General features: G+C 52.6%; 18 protein-coding genes. 5 read left to right on the top strand and 13 right to left on the bottom strand.

The features are described from left to right. Positions 1-7 precede the first annotated feature (7 nt). The 3 genes from R2K28_RS14855 to R2K28_RS14845 all read left to right on the top strand — a co-directional run bounded on the left by R2K28_RS14855 (position 8) and on the right by R2K28_RS14845 (position 2,527). Entirely contained in the window at positions 8-967 is a 960-nt protein-coding gene (locus R2K28_RS14855) for a hypothetical protein (protein ID WP_316365565.1), read from the top strand. A gap of 264 nt (positions 968-1,231) precedes the next feature. Beyond that, positions 1,232-1,723, top strand: coding sequence for a hypothetical protein (locus R2K28_RS14850; protein ID WP_316365563.1), 492 nt, complete (start codon positions 1,232-1,234; stop codon positions 1,721-1,723). A gap of 150 nt (positions 1,724-1,873) precedes the next feature. After that, positions 1,874-2,527 carry a hypothetical protein gene (locus R2K28_RS14845; RefSeq protein WP_316365561.1) on the top strand — a complete coding sequence of 218 codons (654 nt, stop codon included), beginning with the start codon at positions 1,874-1,876 and terminating at the stop codon, positions 2,525-2,527. 89 nt (positions 2,528-2,616) lie between these two features. Here R2K28_RS14845 and R2K28_RS14840 read toward each other — a convergent pair whose 3' ends face one another. From R2K28_RS14840 to R2K28_RS14810, 7 genes are all read right to left on the bottom strand, one after another. After that, positions 2,617-2,835, bottom strand: coding sequence for a hypothetical protein (locus tag R2K28_RS14840; RefSeq protein ID WP_316365559.1), 219 nt, complete (start codon positions 2,833-2,835; stop codon positions 2,617-2,619). 97 nt (positions 2,836-2,932) lie between these two features. Further along, positions 2,933-3,847 carry an alpha/beta fold hydrolase gene (locus R2K28_RS14835; protein WP_316365556.1) on the bottom strand — a complete coding sequence of 305 codons (915 nt, stop codon included), beginning with the start codon at positions 3,845-3,847 and terminating at the stop codon, positions 2,933-2,935. Further along, positions 3,844-4,236, bottom strand: coding sequence for a hypothetical protein (locus tag R2K28_RS14830; protein WP_316365554.1), 393 nt, complete (start codon positions 4,234-4,236; stop codon positions 3,844-3,846). The genes R2K28_RS14835 and R2K28_RS14830 overlap by 4 nt, the downstream gene beginning before the upstream one ends. Before the next feature lie 26 nt (positions 4,237-4,262). Continuing rightward, entirely contained in the window at positions 4,263-5,558 is a 1,296-nt protein-coding gene (locus R2K28_RS14825) for an ABC1 kinase family protein (protein WP_316365552.1), read from the bottom strand. Then, entirely contained in the window at positions 5,551-6,288 is a 738-nt protein-coding gene (locus R2K28_RS14820; RefSeq protein ID WP_316365551.1) for a TetR/AcrR family transcriptional regulator, read from the bottom strand. Before R2K28_RS14820 ends, R2K28_RS14825 begins: the two co-directional genes overlap by 8 nt. Positions 6,289-6,431: 143 nt before the next feature. Beyond that, positions 6,432-6,689, bottom strand: coding sequence for a hypothetical protein (locus tag R2K28_RS14815; RefSeq protein ID WP_316365548.1), 258 nt, complete (start codon positions 6,687-6,689; stop codon positions 6,432-6,434). A 76-nt stretch (positions 6,690-6,765) separates the two neighbouring features. Then, the gene (locus tag R2K28_RS14810) at positions 6,766-6,972 is read right to left on the bottom strand and encodes a hypothetical protein (protein ID WP_316365546.1); all 207 of its coding nucleotides are present in this window, start codon (positions 6,970-6,972) and stop codon (positions 6,766-6,768) included. Between the two features lie 81 nt (positions 6,973-7,053). Here R2K28_RS14810 and R2K28_RS14805 point away from each other — a divergent pair, with 81 nt between their 5' ends. Then, positions 7,054-7,497, top strand: coding sequence for a helix-turn-helix transcriptional regulator (locus R2K28_RS14805; protein ID WP_316365545.1), 444 nt, complete (start codon positions 7,054-7,056; stop codon positions 7,495-7,497). A 7-nt stretch (positions 7,498-7,504) separates the two neighbouring features. Here the strand turns inward: R2K28_RS14805 and moeA are convergent, their stop codons facing one another. The 6 genes from moeA to R2K28_RS14775 are packed head-to-tail and all read right to left on the bottom strand — an operon-like array spanning position 7,505 to position 12,079. Then, entirely contained in the window at positions 7,505-8,776 is a 1,272-nt protein-coding gene (gene moeA / locus R2K28_RS14800) for a molybdopterin molybdotransferase MoeA (RefSeq protein ID WP_316365543.1), read from the bottom strand. Beyond that, positions 8,736-9,317: a molybdopterin-guanine dinucleotide biosynthesis protein B gene (gene mobB / locus R2K28_RS14795; RefSeq protein ID WP_316365541.1), complete on the bottom strand. Its 582-nt coding sequence runs from the start codon at positions 9,315-9,317 to the stop codon at positions 8,736-8,738. The genes moeA and mobB overlap by 41 nt, the downstream gene beginning before the upstream one ends. Next, positions 9,314-9,907 (bottom strand): molybdenum cofactor guanylyltransferase MobA, encoded by a 594-nt coding sequence (mobA, locus tag R2K28_RS14790; RefSeq protein ID WP_316365538.1) that lies wholly within the window; start codon positions 9,905-9,907, stop codon positions 9,314-9,316. The genes mobB and mobA overlap by 4 nt, the downstream gene beginning before the upstream one ends. Beyond that, on the bottom strand, positions 9,904-10,626 hold the full coding sequence (locus R2K28_RS14785; RefSeq protein WP_316365537.1) for an ABC transporter ATP-binding protein: 723 nt from the start codon (positions 10,624-10,626) through the stop codon (positions 9,904-9,906). The genes mobA and R2K28_RS14785 overlap by 4 nt, the downstream gene beginning before the upstream one ends. Then, complete coding sequence (locus R2K28_RS14780) at positions 10,623-11,324, bottom strand: ABC transporter permease (protein WP_116447811.1); 702 nt, start codon at positions 11,322-11,324, stop codon at positions 10,623-10,625. The genes R2K28_RS14785 and R2K28_RS14780 overlap by 4 nt, the downstream gene beginning before the upstream one ends. Continuing rightward, the gene (locus tag R2K28_RS14775; RefSeq protein WP_316365534.1) at positions 11,324-12,079 is read right to left on the bottom strand and encodes a substrate-binding domain-containing protein; all 756 of its coding nucleotides are present in this window, start codon (positions 12,077-12,079) and stop codon (positions 11,324-11,326) included. Before R2K28_RS14775 ends, R2K28_RS14780 begins: the two co-directional genes overlap by 1 nt. Before the next feature lie 426 nt (positions 12,080-12,505). Here R2K28_RS14775 and R2K28_RS14770 point away from each other — a divergent pair, with 426 nt between their 5' ends. Then, entirely contained in the window at positions 12,506-13,918 is a 1,413-nt protein-coding gene (locus tag R2K28_RS14770; protein WP_316365532.1) for a sigma-54-dependent transcriptional regulator, read from the top strand. Positions 13,919-13,932: the final 14 nt, after the last annotated feature.

Genomic DNA, 13,932 nt, shown 5'->3' with positions numbered 1-13,932 from the left:
CAATCTAGTGAAACAATTATTTTGCACTATTAATGATTCAAGCTCTGAATATGTATGGAATACATGGAGCGATGAAGCAAAATCTATGTTGAAGAATATGACTAACGAATTGTCAGGTATTGTAACGAAGGTAGAGCAAATTGAGCCCTCCGAACAGTATGGGTTAAGCTATATAGCTAATACTATAATGACCCCAAATTTAAATTCTTCTATTAAAGAAATTGCAAATTGCCTCTACATGTTTAAACCTAGTGAGGAAATTGTCTTATTACAAGACTTATTATTTGACGATTTTGGAGCATCAGAATTACACGCCTTATTCTCTTTGTTGTCTGCTGAGCTATGTAAAGATCGAAGTTGTACAATTTCTTTTCATTCACCAATAGAATCAGAAACAGCAGACCAAGGATTCCCTGTTCATGCGGATTTATTCTGCTCTCGTGTGTTATTCAATGTCATTAGTTTTATGGATGATAATGATGGTGGCGATATATTATTGTTGAGCAATCAGCAGTTACAAAAAGCAATGAAGGATTGCGAGGACATGCCAGCACGTGCTAAAAATATTATTATCAAACTCCTGACCAATAGATCACATAAAGATAAATTTAATGAGGTATTTGATTTAATGTATAGGCAGGATTCCTGGTCATATGAGCTCATTCAAAAAATTGATGAGAGGCTAATGCGAATTCCTACAAAAGTGGGGATGGGGTATCTTATTATCGATGGGTTGTGGTTACATGGACGATCAGCGATTCGAGGACCTGTCCACTCAAAAAGATTGCAAAGATTGGTATTCGACAATAAAACCACGTTGTCGTTTCCATATGTCAATCTTAGTGCAGCTGATAATGAGTATATTGACGAACTGTTGAAGAAAACACATAGGTTAAACAAAAAATCTAAGAGTAAAAGTCTTAGTTTTAAAGCAAAAAGCATCCTGCCGAATAGCAATATTAACTAACGATGAAATAATACGATAGTACGGAAAGCTCACAAAACAATCAGGTAATGGGTAATTGATGTTGCCAATACAATAGCTTTGTCAGCGGCTATCCACTACAAATAGCAGTAGTATTATGGCTTCTAAAACAAGTCTAAGAGTCGACAAAAGAATCGATGACGCCTATTTAGGTCTATGGCTATCCATACTAATAATGATATTTCCAATATTGTAAAATTAACCGATTTTATGATATCGATACAACTGAGATACTAAGTATTCATTATGGACTATGAGAGAAACGAAATATTTACTGTCAAACCCCAGAAAGCAATCGAGATAGCCCAAACCATGTTTGTCCAGAATGGCTATGAAATCGTGGATATTTCTGACTCAACAATTTCAGTCGAACACAAGGGTGGATTCATAAGAACACAGTCAGGAAACGCCATTTACGGCGCCTCTCCTATTAAGGTTTCCGTTTCAGGGAATCGCCTCTATGTCAGCGCCGGGTATGAAGGAATAGGCAAGGCAAAGCAATTTATTACAAGGCTTCTTATTGGATTGGCCATTGTTCTTGCACTCGGTATGGGAATCCCATTTGCGATCCTGTTTGAGGAGAGATGGCCCCTGCTGCTGGCGCTTGGCTTGGGTGTCGGCATTCCGTTGATCCAGCTCCCGATCCATCTCTACGTGACACCCGTGATAATGAGGAAGCGGGCGGATAAGGCCCTGGATACACTGATTCACAACATCACCATGCTGGCTCGTGGTTGATAAACCTTCATTTTATGACTTATCTTTCGGTCGATAGCAGTTTGCTCGACAACAGGCACATGGATTGTGATAATTATTAACAGCCGGGATCAGGGATAGTTCATACTGCAATGAACTATTGAACGTAATGTAGATATAGGATATTCAAGGATGAACCACACGCCCAAAAAACAACCATTTGCCCTACTGATTGTATCTCTTGTCCTGCTTGCCGCGGTTCTATCTTCCAATGCTGACGAAACTATAGAAGACAAGATTTATATTTCAGAATCGGAGAGCAAATTAAACGCTGTAATTGAGGGTGCGAACAGTACATCCATAAGGTTGAGGCCCAAAGAGAGTGTGTTAAAGGCAGACTCGAATGGTCACTTAGGCGCCGTACTGACCAATGACCGCTTCTATGTGGTGTCAACGACTTCTGGGTCATGGAAAGAGTTCCGCCTAAAACCGGAAGAGGCAGAAGTTGCGACTTTATCCTTATCCCCCTATATCGCTTTACTGGCGACTGGTGATCGTGCAATAGGCTACAATATTTCAACCAACAGCTATTTTGAAACCAGGCTGCCGATTCGCGAGGAGCTGATAGCCGCGGAATCGGGGAGATATGTGGCGGTTGTGGCAACGACGGGTAAGTTGTTCGGTATTAGAAAGGGTTCTTCATCCTTTACCGAAATCCGCATTGGAGTTCGTGAAATCGTTGAAGATATCGAGGTGACAGCAAATAAAGTGGTTGTTCGAACCTCCGATCGTTTACTAAGCTTCGTCGCTGATGATCCGATGTGGACGGAACACAGGTTAAACTAGAAGATCAGTGCTGAATAAATTGCCGCTATCCCTATTAAGATATAGCTGAGCTTTCAAACCCGTTCGACTACATTTCTATTTTTGGTTCACTATTGTTGCCGCTGTAATTCCTCTCGCCTCGCTTTGTCTGCCTGCAACAATGTTTGTTCCACACCTTGTGCTTTATCCAAAGTATCCTTGTATCCCTGAAAAACGCCAGGGTCGGTTTTCATGGGTTTATTGTTGTTCTCGTCTGATGAGCAGCTGGCAGTTAAACCTATGATCGAGACGATGAATAGGGTTTTTAGGGATAACGTGGGTAGTCTCATGGGCGTTCCTCGCATAACTTCTGGTAAGAAGATATCAAACCAGTCCCATCATGCAAGCGGAATGACAGCAATAATCGGCGATGAGGGGGAGTTGTAATTAGCCTCTGATATGCTCGATACAGGCATCCACACACTGCTTGTTCATGAGGATCTTCTTGTGCCCCAGCCCTTCGGTGGTCAGGAGCTGAATCTGCGGGGCTATTTGCTTGAGTTTCAGGGCGTGTTGGTAGGGGACATGGGTGTCTTGCTTGTCATGTATCAACAGCAGGTCGCCTGTTACTTTGTTGATGGTATTCACCGGTGAGAGATCCATCCAATCCCAGGGTTTGTCGAAATGATGGGCAAAGCGCTGGTTTGCTGTTTGACGCATGGCCTCGATGACGCCATCGCTGATTGCGAATGCCTTTGCGAACTGTTGCGAAATCCACAGGGTGTCGGTGAAGCAGCTGAAGAGTATGACCTTGTCCGAGGGTATCTGGTGACGGTCGATGGCAAGCAGGGCGATGCCGCAGCCGAAGGAGTGACCGATCACGGCACTGATCGGCGCCTCTCTCTCCACGATACCGGCAATGGTCTTGCTGGCCATCAACATGTTGGTGCGTATTCCCGATGAGTCGCCATGGGCAGGGGCGTCAAAGGCGATGGCGCGATAACCGGCTGCCACCAGAGCTTCGATAAGGGCGAAGAATTGGGTGCCGCGTCCCCCCCAGCCATGGCAGAGCAATACGCTGGGACCCTCTCCCCAGGTGCGCACCGCGATCTGTTCGCCATGAATTTCATACATGGTCAAACGGGCACTTTCACGAATCTTCAACTCCCTGCGCGGTATGGGAAACCTGGGTGGTGTCATGAACAGGCGCAGTGCCAAGACACCGGCCAGTCTGGGTGAAACCCTTCCTGTCACGTGGAAGGTCAGTTTTGCAGCATTCATGAACAGGCGTACGCCCAAGGGAAGTTGATGGTTGGTAAATGGGTTGTTTTTGACGACCAGGCCGTCACTGCTTTCGTTCATGAGTGTTCCCAGATCATTTGTCTTGTTCCACTGAAGTGCAGTATGCCGACTACAATGCATATCAACGAACTCAAGATTAGAAAAATATCGACCACCTGGGGCATGAATAAAGCCAGTGGCAACAGCATCATACCGCGTACAAGATAGATTGCGGTGATTATGACCAGGACTGATCTGAGCCAAGGTGGGCGACGTACCAGGCCAGCGCCGGCGAAGGCATACAGGCTCCATAGCATCAGCACAAGGGCAATCAGGGCGGTGATGGATCCCGCTATGGGTGAGCCCTGTTCCGCGAGTTGGGCAAACCCCTCTCCTGCGCCGAAAAAGCGGTACCAGGACGGACCGCCGACAATGATTGCGAGGTGCAGGAAAGCGGCTAGCAGGCTCATGCTACCGCCCCATATTAAAGGCTTGTTCAGTGCAGCCACTGATGTTCCATTTCTATACATGCGCCCATCTGCTCGAAGATTTGGTAGAGACCGAAGAAGGTCCGGTCGAAATAGATGAACTCGTTGGCGAGATCGTTGATCTTGTGAACTTTGCTGAGCTGTTTGAATGCAGCCCAACCCTCGGCGGTGTATGAGGCCTGCTGATTGGTGAAATCGAATCGTCCCGCCTTGAAGGGCTTGGTCAGCCAGTCACCGAAAGGCTGCAGGACTTGGTCGTAAAAGGATTGTTGTTCATCCCCCGACATTTCCGCAACCATGCCGAGTTGTTGGTAGGTCGAGATCACTTTTTCCGCATTCCGTTCCATGTAGGCATGCAACAATACCGGTATCAGGTTTACGAAATCCGACGAGTAGTAGCGGACACAACCAAAGTCCAGCAGGCCCAGGGTGCCGTCCTTGGCAAACAGGTAGTTGCCAGGATTGGGGTCGGCATGCAGGGCGTGCAGCCCGTAGAAGGAGTTGACGAATATATCGTATAACCGCTGCCCGAAGTGATCGCGCGCCTGCTGACTGGGATCGGTGCCTAACCAGGCCTCCAGATGAAGACCCCGCAACCGCTCGGTGGTCAGGATGCGCTTCGATGAGTAATCCTTGTAGACCGCCGGAATAATCACCCCAGGCAGTTGCAGTCGGCTTTTGAACCATTCGGTGTTTTCTGCCTCATGCAGGTAGTCCACTTCCTCATGCAGGCGCTGTTCAATCTCGTCGATGGAAGAGAGGAGCAGCTTGGCGTAGCGGGTGCGCCTGATGATGCTGCGCAGCAGTTGCAGGTCACTTTCGATGGTGACATCGATGCCGGGATATTGCAGCTTAACCGCCAGATCCTGGTCCTGACTGCCGACCGCGGCATGGACCTGCCCCAGGCTGGCAGCGGCAAAGGCGTTTGGGTCAAAGCGCGTGAATAGATCCTCGGGTGGCTTGTTGAACTCCTGCAGGATCAGTTTACGAATCAATGGTCGACCCAACGGGGGTACCTGGTGGTAAGACTTGCCCATCTCCTGACGAAACCAGTCAGGCATGAGATTGCTCTCCATGCTCAACATCTGGGCAATCTTCAGGGCGCTACCGCGCAGGCGGGAGAAGGCCTCGAACAGGATCCGCGCCGTTTCCTCATCGAGCTGCTGTTGTCGGTCAAGGCGCACCGACTCGCTCAGGAAGGGGCGTTTGGCGGCATGGGTGAGGCGCCTGCTTCCCGCCTTGAGTATGGCACTGCCGGCAATGCTGCTTCGGGCAAATTTGCCACTGGGGATAGAGTCACCCATTATCACCCTCCATGAAGCGACGTTTGGCCTGTTTCCAGGGGGCGGTATAGTCGCCCAGTTTCTCCAGATGGCGGCTTATCTGGCTGCGAAACATGAAAGAGAAGAGATCCAGGGCCTTGCCGATCATCGCTGTCTGCAACACCATTGCAATAATCTCCACGCTCCGATCAACCAGTTGAGTGGTATTGGCGTAATCCTCCGAGTCATCATGCAGCCAAAAGGCGAGGATGCCGGTGAAATAGTCCCAGTAGAGGGGGGCCAGCAGCTCCCGGTAGGGCTGGTCGGGGATCTCACCCACCTCGATCGCGGCATCGATCATATCCTCCACCATGCGATTGAATCGGCGCCGTGTCTCGGCCAGGTTGACGGCACCCGCGACGGGTGCGGAAAAGGTCAGGGTAAAGACCTCGGAGAGGAAATCCCGGTCCGGTAGCCAGAGGGCAAGCTCGGTCTCTGTCAGTTGCTGCAGCTGTTCCCTTAGGGTGTATTCATGAAAGTCATCGATCTGTTTCAGCGCTTCCGCCACCGCATGCTGTTTCTCCTCACAGTAGCCGTAGAGGAGACTCTCCTTGGTGGGAAAGTAGTTATAGATGGTGGCGTCACCCACCTCTGCGCGACGTGCGATTTCTCGCATAGAGGCGGATTTAAAGCCTTTTTCACTGACCACATCCGCGGCCGCCTTTAAAATGCGTTTGCGGGTCAAGGCCTTCTCTTGTTTGCTGACTTTCATGGTTAATAAGCCTTTAAAGTGAAAACGCTCTACAATAATTAAAAAATATACCTAATTAATGCGAAAATCAAGTAAAGCGCGCGTATCAAATGCCATTTCAACCTGTCGGCACCAGATGTCTATCAGTGACGCATCAGACCTGGCTATAGTTGTTCATCGAGTGCCCTTTCGTAGAGGGTGCGCAATCGCCGGTTGAAATCGTTGATCCTGTATTTCAACCAGTTGGCGTTATACCGCATGCCGCGCACAGAGTAGCTGCTGATCGATTCGTGATGGGTGGCGATTTCGGTGAGGGCCTCGCAAAGGCGTTCGCAGCGCCGGTTGAACTCGGTGAACTCATCGCAGTAGTGGTGCAGATCATCGGTGAGTGAATGCGGTTTCTTTTGTAATCCCTTAAACATGAGGCTATTTCCATTAATTCGACATGGCCGGGCGCGATCTGCCCGCCGCTACGGTTTGGATGTGAGACTGCTTCGGTTAGGTCTCCGGGTAGAGGTCCGGTCGTAATTCGTGTCGGGTAAGCTTGCCGTTGGAGTGGTGTTCCAGCAGGAGTACCAGACGTCCGCTGGGTTTACGGAAACCGGAGGCGATCTGGGTCAGATAGACATAGTTGGTTCCCGCCAGAAATGCCAATCGCCTGGCTGCGTCGCGACCTTCCGTTTCGATATACGTCTTCATATCCATGACAGGATTATGGTAGCGTCATGCTAATAAAATAGCAAGTTGCTCATGGCTGAAGTTATAGCAAATTGCTATGATTCTGGGATGGTAAATATCAGGACTATTCGCAAGGAGAATTTACTGGCACAGATAGCCCGTTTTGGTTCCCAGCGGGCGTTTGCGGATAAGGCGGGGTTGGCGCCTGCCCACGTCAGTCAGTTGGTCACCGATCGGAGAAATATGGGCGATGAAGTGGCGCGGCGGATCGAAAAAAATCTGAACCTGACGGATGGCTATATGGACTTACAACACCAGCAACGTAGCTATCCGCTTCACCTGCCCGCCAGCGGCCATAACCGCATTGCCGAGAATGATAGCGAGGCGCTCCAAGCCTTGTTGCTGAAGGTCGATCAGATGCAACAGCGGCTGACAGCCAAGACGAGAAAGGTCATTCTCAGGATCGAACGTGCCGCCATGGAGGGCCGGCTCTCAGATGCGGACTGGGAGATATTGGAGCGACTGGTAGACAGGTTTGAAAAAGAACTTTGAGTATTTTTTATGCCAGGGTTTCGAAAGGCTGGACGATCACCGTATCGCCGCATTCAATCCCGTCACAATCCTCCGGCAGTAGAATAAAACAGTTGCCTCGACTCATGGAGGTGAGGATGCCCGAGCCCTGACGGCCGACTGTATCGACTTGGTATGAGCCGTCCTCAAGACGCTGCATGAGTCCGCGAACGAATTCGTATCTGCCTGCTTTCTTACGGATGTTTTGCCCACTCAAGGCTTGTAGGGTAAATGGAGTATAGGGTGTTCCGGTGGCGAGATAGTGGAGTGCGGGCAGCACAAACTGGTAGAAGGTGACCATCACCGCCACAGGATTGCCAGGCAGACCGAAGAAGTTGCTGTCACCCAGTTTGCCGAACGCCAGGGGTCTTCCCGGCTTCATGGCGATCTTCCAGAACTGCATATCCCCAAGTTGTTGCAGGATCGTCTTGGTGTAGTCGGCTTCACCCACCGATACGCCCCCGGATGTGACCACCATGTCCGCTGCTTCGGCGGCTCTGTCGAAAGCCTGTCGCAGGGCGTCGGGGTCGTCACCTACCACCCCCAGGTCGAGTAGCTCCACATCAGCCTTCTGCAACATGCCATGCAGGGAGTAGCGGTTGCTGTCGTAGACCTCTCCTGCCGCGAGGGGCTCACCGATGGAACGCAGTTCATCGCCGGTGGAAAAGAAGGCCACACGGGGGCGTCTGCGTATTGTGACTTCTGCAAAACCGAGGGAGGCGAGGATACCCAGATCCGCGGGGGTCAAACGCCTGCCGGGTTTGAGCACCACGCTTCCTTGTGCGATGTCCTCGCCCGCCAGACGGACATTCTGTCCCGGGTGCTGGCCCTGAGAGATACGCACCAGTGACTCATTGACGAGGGTGGTCTGTTCCTGCATCACAACGGTATCGGTACCCGCAGGCATGGGGGCGCCAGTCATGATGCGAATGCACTCACCTTCACCACAGGATTGGTCAAACGGGGCGCCTGCGACTGCGGTACCTATCAGGTTGAAGTCCCGATAGGCCTGTTGCGGAAGATCGCTGCCTGCCATGGCATAACCATCCATGGCCGAGTTGGTATGACCGGGAACATCAATGGGCGAGACGATATCCTGCGCCAGGACAGCGTTCAGGGCATCCCGCAGTGGCAGCCTTAAATTCGTCTCAATGGGGGTGATGTTTGCGAGGATCGCCTCCCGGGCCGCGGCGACGGTGAGGGTTGACGGTGCCTCCGGGTCAGCACAACTGACGCTGGAGCCGCTGGCTTGGTCGGTCATTTAATCCGTTCTCTCCATATCGATGCATGTATTCACGTATGAACCCGGCTATTTCCTGCGGATCGTTTAGATTCAGTATCGGCAGGTGATGAGGGACACCGGGGATTGCCTCATCGGTGGCGAGCGCGATGATGTAGGGGTCAGTATGACACAAAAGGGGTTTGCCCAGGATAGGGCGGTAGAGCTCTATTTTATAGATCGCCTCGTTCTTGAACCCTTCCACCAGCACCAGATCCAGGTTGTTTGTGTCGAGATAGTCGAGCATCTGTGCCAGGCCGGGCTCCGGGAGTCTGGTATCGGATTCAGTGATCAAGGCCATGCGCCCGCGGGCGCTTACCAACATCTGGCTGGCCCCCGCCGTACGCAGCTCGTAACTGTCCTTGCTGGGATGATCAATCTCAAACAGGTGGCTGGCGTGTTTCACCACCGCGATACGCAGGTCCTGCTGTTTCAGGATCGGTATCAGCCCGGTCAACAGGGTGGTCTTACCGGTGCCGCTGAAGGCACTGAAACCCAATAACGGGACAGGATAGTCGATCATGCTACGCTCCCCTGGAGGTTGTCCCGCTCCTGCAGGGTATTGATATTGATGAAGGTGCGGGGGATATCGGAAAGGTCGGCATGGGCGACCCGATGCTGCTCGTACCAGAGGTCGATCTTACGGTCGCCCCCGTCCAGATAGCGCTGCAGACTGTCGGCCAATCGCTTGGGGATCAATGCGTAGACCGGTTGCAGACGTTTACCGTCATGGGCCACCGCGATCTCCGCATCTGCTGCTTGACGTGCCTTGCGCAGGCGCTCGACCAGGTCGGGTGGGACCAGGGGGCCGTCACAGGGGAGGGTGAGCATATCCTCGGTCTCGATCAGCTGCATGGCGGCGATAAAACCGGCCAGAGGCCCCTGATAATTGAGCAGTGAATCGGTAAATACCGGATAACCGAGCAGCTTATATCGATCCTGGTTGCGATTGGCATTGATCAGAATCGCATCGACCTGAGGTGCGATGGCTGTAGCGACATGTTGCACCAGCGGTTTGCCGTTCAGCTCTATCAGGCCTTTGTCCTCACCCCCCATGCGTCGACCACGCCCACCGGCGAGAATGACCGCGGTGACCGCTGGATAACCGCTCATGCCGTGCTCCTCAGGTTGCTATCTGTCTGGTTTGTTGGAATCGACATCAGCTTACTCTCCTCAATCTTCACCAAACGACCCTCATATAGATGCAGGTGGCGGTCAATCATTGCAGAGAAGTGGAGTGGATCATGGCTCGCGAGTAACAGGGCAATACCCTGTTTTTTGAAGGATTCAAGCAGATCCAGGGTACGCTCTCTCGCCTCCTGATCCAGGTTCGCAGTCGGTTCGTCCAGCAATAGGATTCGGGGATTTCTCAACCATGCCCTTGCCAGGGAGACCCGTTGTCGTTCGCCCCCGGAGAGTGACTTGGCGGGTGTGTCGTGCAGGTGGTGCAGTTCCGCCCAGTCCATGGCTGCATCGATCATACGATTGCGTAAAGGTTTATCCAAACCGGTGGTAAGGGCATAACCAAGATTGTATCTGACCGAGCCGTCGAACATATAGGGTTGCTGATGCAGATAGAGAATCTGTTTATGCAGATCACCCTTGCATCGGCGCCAGGATCTGGGTGAGTCAGATGCAATGGTAATCTGGCTGGTGTCCGGCCTTTCCAGCCCGGCAAGGATGCGCAGCAGGGTTGTCTTGCCGGCACCGTTAGCACCGCTCAACAGGGTGCACTCTCCCGCTTGCAGGGTCAGTTCGATACCGTCGAGCACCTCTCTCCTGCCAAAGCGTTTGTGCATCGTGGAAACATTGAGAATGACCGAATCGCTCATGTGGCAGGATGCCCCTTACCCTGGATATGTTGCAGCAAGGTATTGAGTGAGAAGGCGAGGGTCAATAGCACCAGGCCCAGGGCGATGCCTTGGGCAAACTCACCCTTGCTCGATTCCAGGGCGATGGCAGTGGGTATGTTGCGGGTGTAGTGCAGGATGTTGCCTCCGAGCATCATCGATGCGCCGACTTCGGCAATGATGCGGCCGAAAGCTGCCAGCAGTGCCGCCATGAGTCCGAAGCGTGCCTCTCGCATGATGGTCAACAGGGCCCGTGCCGGATTGGCGCCGAGGGTACGGGCGGTCTCCCAGGCGCGCACGTCTGAGGCCTGCAGCGCCGAATGCCCCATCGCCACCAGTATCGGGAAGGCGAGTGCTATCTGCCCCAATACCATGGCGGTTTGGGTGAACAGCAGTTTCCACTCACCCAATGGCCCCTGCCTGGAGAGCAGAATGAAGAAGGTCAGGCCCACCACCACGGCTGGGACAGAGAGGAATGTGGAGTTGACCGATATCAGCAGGCGACGCCCGGGAAAGCGCTTATAGGTCAGGAGGAACGCCACCAGCAGAGCCGGTGGTGTGGCAACCAGTATGGCGACGCCGGAGACGCGAAACGAAATCGCGATGATCTCCCACAACTCCCGGTTACCACTGACCAGGAGGTTTAACGCCGCTAAGGTGGTGTCGCCGAGTGATTCCATCAATAGGGTCGATCGAATGAGGCAAACGCTCCGGCATCGGCGGATGGGGTGAAGAGTTGATTCTCACCGATGCGAAAGTTGCCGATTCGCTCCTGACCGTCGGGTGATATCAGCCATTTGATCAAGGCATTGGCCCCAGCCAGATTGATATCGGGGTAGCGCTGGGGATTGACCGCGATGATGCCATAGGGATTGAACAGCAGCGGGTCGCCCTGAAAACCGATTTTCAGCGGCGACTTGGCCTGATAGGCCAGCCACGTGCCCCTGTCGGTCAGGGTGTAGGCATCCATTTCCGAGGCGATCTGCAATACCTTACCCATCCCCTGGCCCACTTCGAGATACCATTTGCCGGCCGGTTGGATAGCGCTTTTTTTCCAAAGTCCAAGCTCTTTTTTATGCGTACCCGAATCGTCTCCACGGGAGATGAAACTGGCCTCATGTGCGGCGATGCTCTGCAGTGCGCTGATGACATTCTCTGTTTTGGCAATACCGGCCGGATCATTCGCAGGTCCTACCAGGATAAAGTCGTTATACATCACTCCATAGCGCTTTACACCATGGCCCTCATGGACAAATGTATCCTCTGCCGCGCGGGCATGGACCAGCACCACATCCACATCGCCATCTCTTCCCATACGCAATGCCTTGCCCGTGCCGACTGCGATCACGTGGATCGGATAGCCGGTCGCTGCGGTGAATGCGGGTAGAATTTCGGCGAGCAGACCCGAGTTGTCGGTACTGGTTGTTGTTGCCAAGCGAATGGTCTGTTTTTGAACACTCTCCGCATAACTGTACCCAGTAGTTAGCAAAATACTAATGCAAACTATGCGAACCAGATGGGTAAAAAGACGCTTAAACATAGGGTAATTGCCTCAGTTTGTTGTTTTATCGTATCTATCGTCTGCAAAAGAGGTGCCATAATAAGTCATGGCCCGTCACAATGGCCAAATGCAGTAGTATGTGGATTTCTTTTGTCTACTATGTGAATGTTATCGGGAATAAAGAGACGTAATTGGCGTTCAAAAGCCAGTGGGAATTCCTAAAGAAGGAGGAGAGCCGTCTATTGTGCGACAAATGGTCGCAAAACGGCGGCACTAGGTTTAGTCATTTTGACCCATAATTGACCTGATCTCGCAGTACATATTTCAGGTATTGAGCAGCATGAAGACTGGAACAATACAATGAATACAAACGCAGAAGAACTAGCGGAGAGTATCGAGCGTAAACAGACCACCGGCAAGGAGGGATCCGCCGTGCGTATGGCATCCGTGCTCATCGTGGATGATGAGCCGGGAATACGCAGTTTTCTACAGAAGGGATTGCGCAAATACTTTGGACTGGTGGAAACGGCGGAAGATGTGGCAACCGCCGAAGAGCTCAGACGACACTGCCATTTTGATCTCATCATTACCGATATACGGCTCCCTGGACAGACCGGCGGCGTCGAATGGGTGAAGGAGTTGCGGGCCCAGGGGGGCGCCACCGGGGTGATCTTCATGACTGCCCATGCGGATATGGAGACGGCGATAGCCGCCCTGCGTGCCGGTGCCGAGGACTTTATCCTCAAGCCCTTTCGTATGGAGCAGATGATAGCGGCTGTGGAACGCTATCTTGTGCGGCAAAAGATGCAGCGCGAAAACTTCGTCCTGAAACGCCAGGTGGAGCAGATCTACGACAGCGCCGGGATGGTGGGAAAGTGTCAGCAGATGCAGTCCCTGTGCGGTGTCATCAAAAGGGTCGCGCCCATGCCCTCCACGGTGCTTGTCGAAGGTGAATCGGGTACCGGTAAGGAGCTGGCGGCCCGGGCGATACATGAGATGAGTGGTAGATCGGGGAGCTTTGTGCCGGTCAATTGCGGCGCCATGACCGCGGAACTGCTGGAGAGCGAACTCTTCGGTCATGTCAAAGGTGCCTTTACGGGTGCCCATCTTTCCAGGGACGGCCTCTTCACCTACGCCAGCGGCGGTACCCTGTTTCTGGATGAGATCGGAGAGATGCCGCTGAGCATGCAGGCACATCTGCTGCGTGCCCTGGAGGAGCGTACCATCCGTCCGGTGGGTTCCAACCGTGAGGTGCCGGTGGATGTGCGGATCATCGCCGCCAGTAATCGTGACCTTGAACAGGAAGTGCGCCAGGGTAAATTCCGTGAAGATCTCTACTATCGTCTGAACGTCCTCTCTCTACGCATACCGGCATTGCGTGAACGTAAAGAGGATATTCCCCTGTTGGTGGAACACTTCGTCGAGATCCTGTCGGCGGAACTGGGTATAGCGCCGCCACACCTGGGGGAGAGCGAACTGGTCAGATTGCTCGACTATGACTGGCCGGGCAATGTACGTGAACTGAAGAATGTGATCGAACGATGCCTGTTGCTCAACAAGTCTCCCAGTCTCTGCTTGCTGGGTTCCGAGGCGGTGGGGAGTCAGGCAACAGCCTTTGATCCGAGCAAGACCATGCTGCTCGAGGCGATCGAGAAACAACATATCCTAAAGGTTCTGGATCTTGAAGGCGGCAACAAATCCGCGGCGGCCCGGGTGCTTGGTATATCGCGCAAGACTTTGGAGCGAAAGACCCAGGCCTGGGGCGTCAACTAGGGCCTGTAAACAGG

Origin of the sequence: Candidatus Thiodiazotropha sp. CDECU1, assembly GCF_963455295.1 — a bacterium.
Lineage (GTDB): Bacteria > Pseudomonadota > Gammaproteobacteria > Chromatiales > Chromatiaceae > Thiodiazotropha.
Note: the sequence above shows the minus strand (reverse complement) of the source record. Positions and strands in the feature narration are given on the sequence as shown.

Excerpts from the sequence above, each read along its gene's own strand:
- R2K28_RS14850 (WP_316365563.1), top strand. The coding sequence starts at position 1,232 with ATGGACTATGAGAGAAACGAAATATTTACTGTCAAACCCCAGAAAGCA.
- R2K28_RS14845 (WP_316365561.1), top strand. The coding sequence starts at position 1,874 with ATGAACCACACGCCCAAAAAACAACCATTTGCCCTACTGATTGTATCT.
- R2K28_RS14840 (WP_316365559.1), bottom strand. The coding sequence starts at position 2,835 with ATGAGACTACCCACGTTATCCCTAAAAACCCTATTCATCGTCTCGATC.
- R2K28_RS14835 (WP_316365556.1), bottom strand. The coding sequence starts at position 3,847 with ATGAACGAAAGCAGTGACGGCCTGGTCGTCAAAAACAACCCATTTACC.
- R2K28_RS14830 (WP_316365554.1), bottom strand. The coding sequence starts at position 4,236 with ATGAGCCTGCTAGCCGCTTTCCTGCACCTCGCAATCATTGTCGGCGGT.
- R2K28_RS14825 (WP_316365552.1), bottom strand. The coding sequence starts at position 5,558 with ATGGGTGACTCTATCCCCAGTGGCAAATTTGCCCGAAGCAGCATTGCC.
- R2K28_RS14820 (WP_316365551.1), bottom strand. The coding sequence starts at position 6,288 with ATGAAAGTCAGCAAACAAGAGAAGGCCTTGACCCGCAAACGCATTTTA.
- R2K28_RS14815 (WP_316365548.1), bottom strand. The coding sequence starts at position 6,689 with ATGTTTAAGGGATTACAAAAGAAACCGCATTCACTCACCGATGATCTG.
- R2K28_RS14810 (WP_316365546.1), bottom strand. The coding sequence starts at position 6,972 with ATGGATATGAAGACGTATATCGAAACGGAAGGTCGCGACGCAGCCAGG.
- R2K28_RS14805 (WP_316365545.1), top strand. The coding sequence starts at position 7,054 with ATGGTAAATATCAGGACTATTCGCAAGGAGAATTTACTGGCACAGATA.
- moeA (WP_316365543.1), bottom strand. The coding sequence starts at position 8,776 with ATGACCGACCAAGCCAGCGGCTCCAGCGTCAGTTGTGCTGACCCGGAG.
- mobB (WP_316365541.1), bottom strand. The coding sequence starts at position 9,317 with ATGATCGACTATCCTGTCCCGTTATTGGGTTTCAGTGCCTTCAGCGGC.
- mobA (WP_316365538.1), bottom strand. The coding sequence starts at position 9,907 with ATGAGCGGTTATCCAGCGGTCACCGCGGTCATTCTCGCCGGTGGGCGT.
- R2K28_RS14785 (WP_316365537.1), bottom strand. The coding sequence starts at position 10,626 with ATGAGCGATTCGGTCATTCTCAATGTTTCCACGATGCACAAACGCTTT.
- R2K28_RS14780 (WP_116447811.1), bottom strand. The coding sequence starts at position 11,324 with ATGGAATCACTCGGCGACACCACCTTAGCGGCGTTAAACCTCCTGGTC.
- R2K28_RS14770 (WP_316365532.1), top strand. The coding sequence starts at position 12,506 with ATGAATACAAACGCAGAAGAACTAGCGGAGAGTATCGAGCGTAAACAG.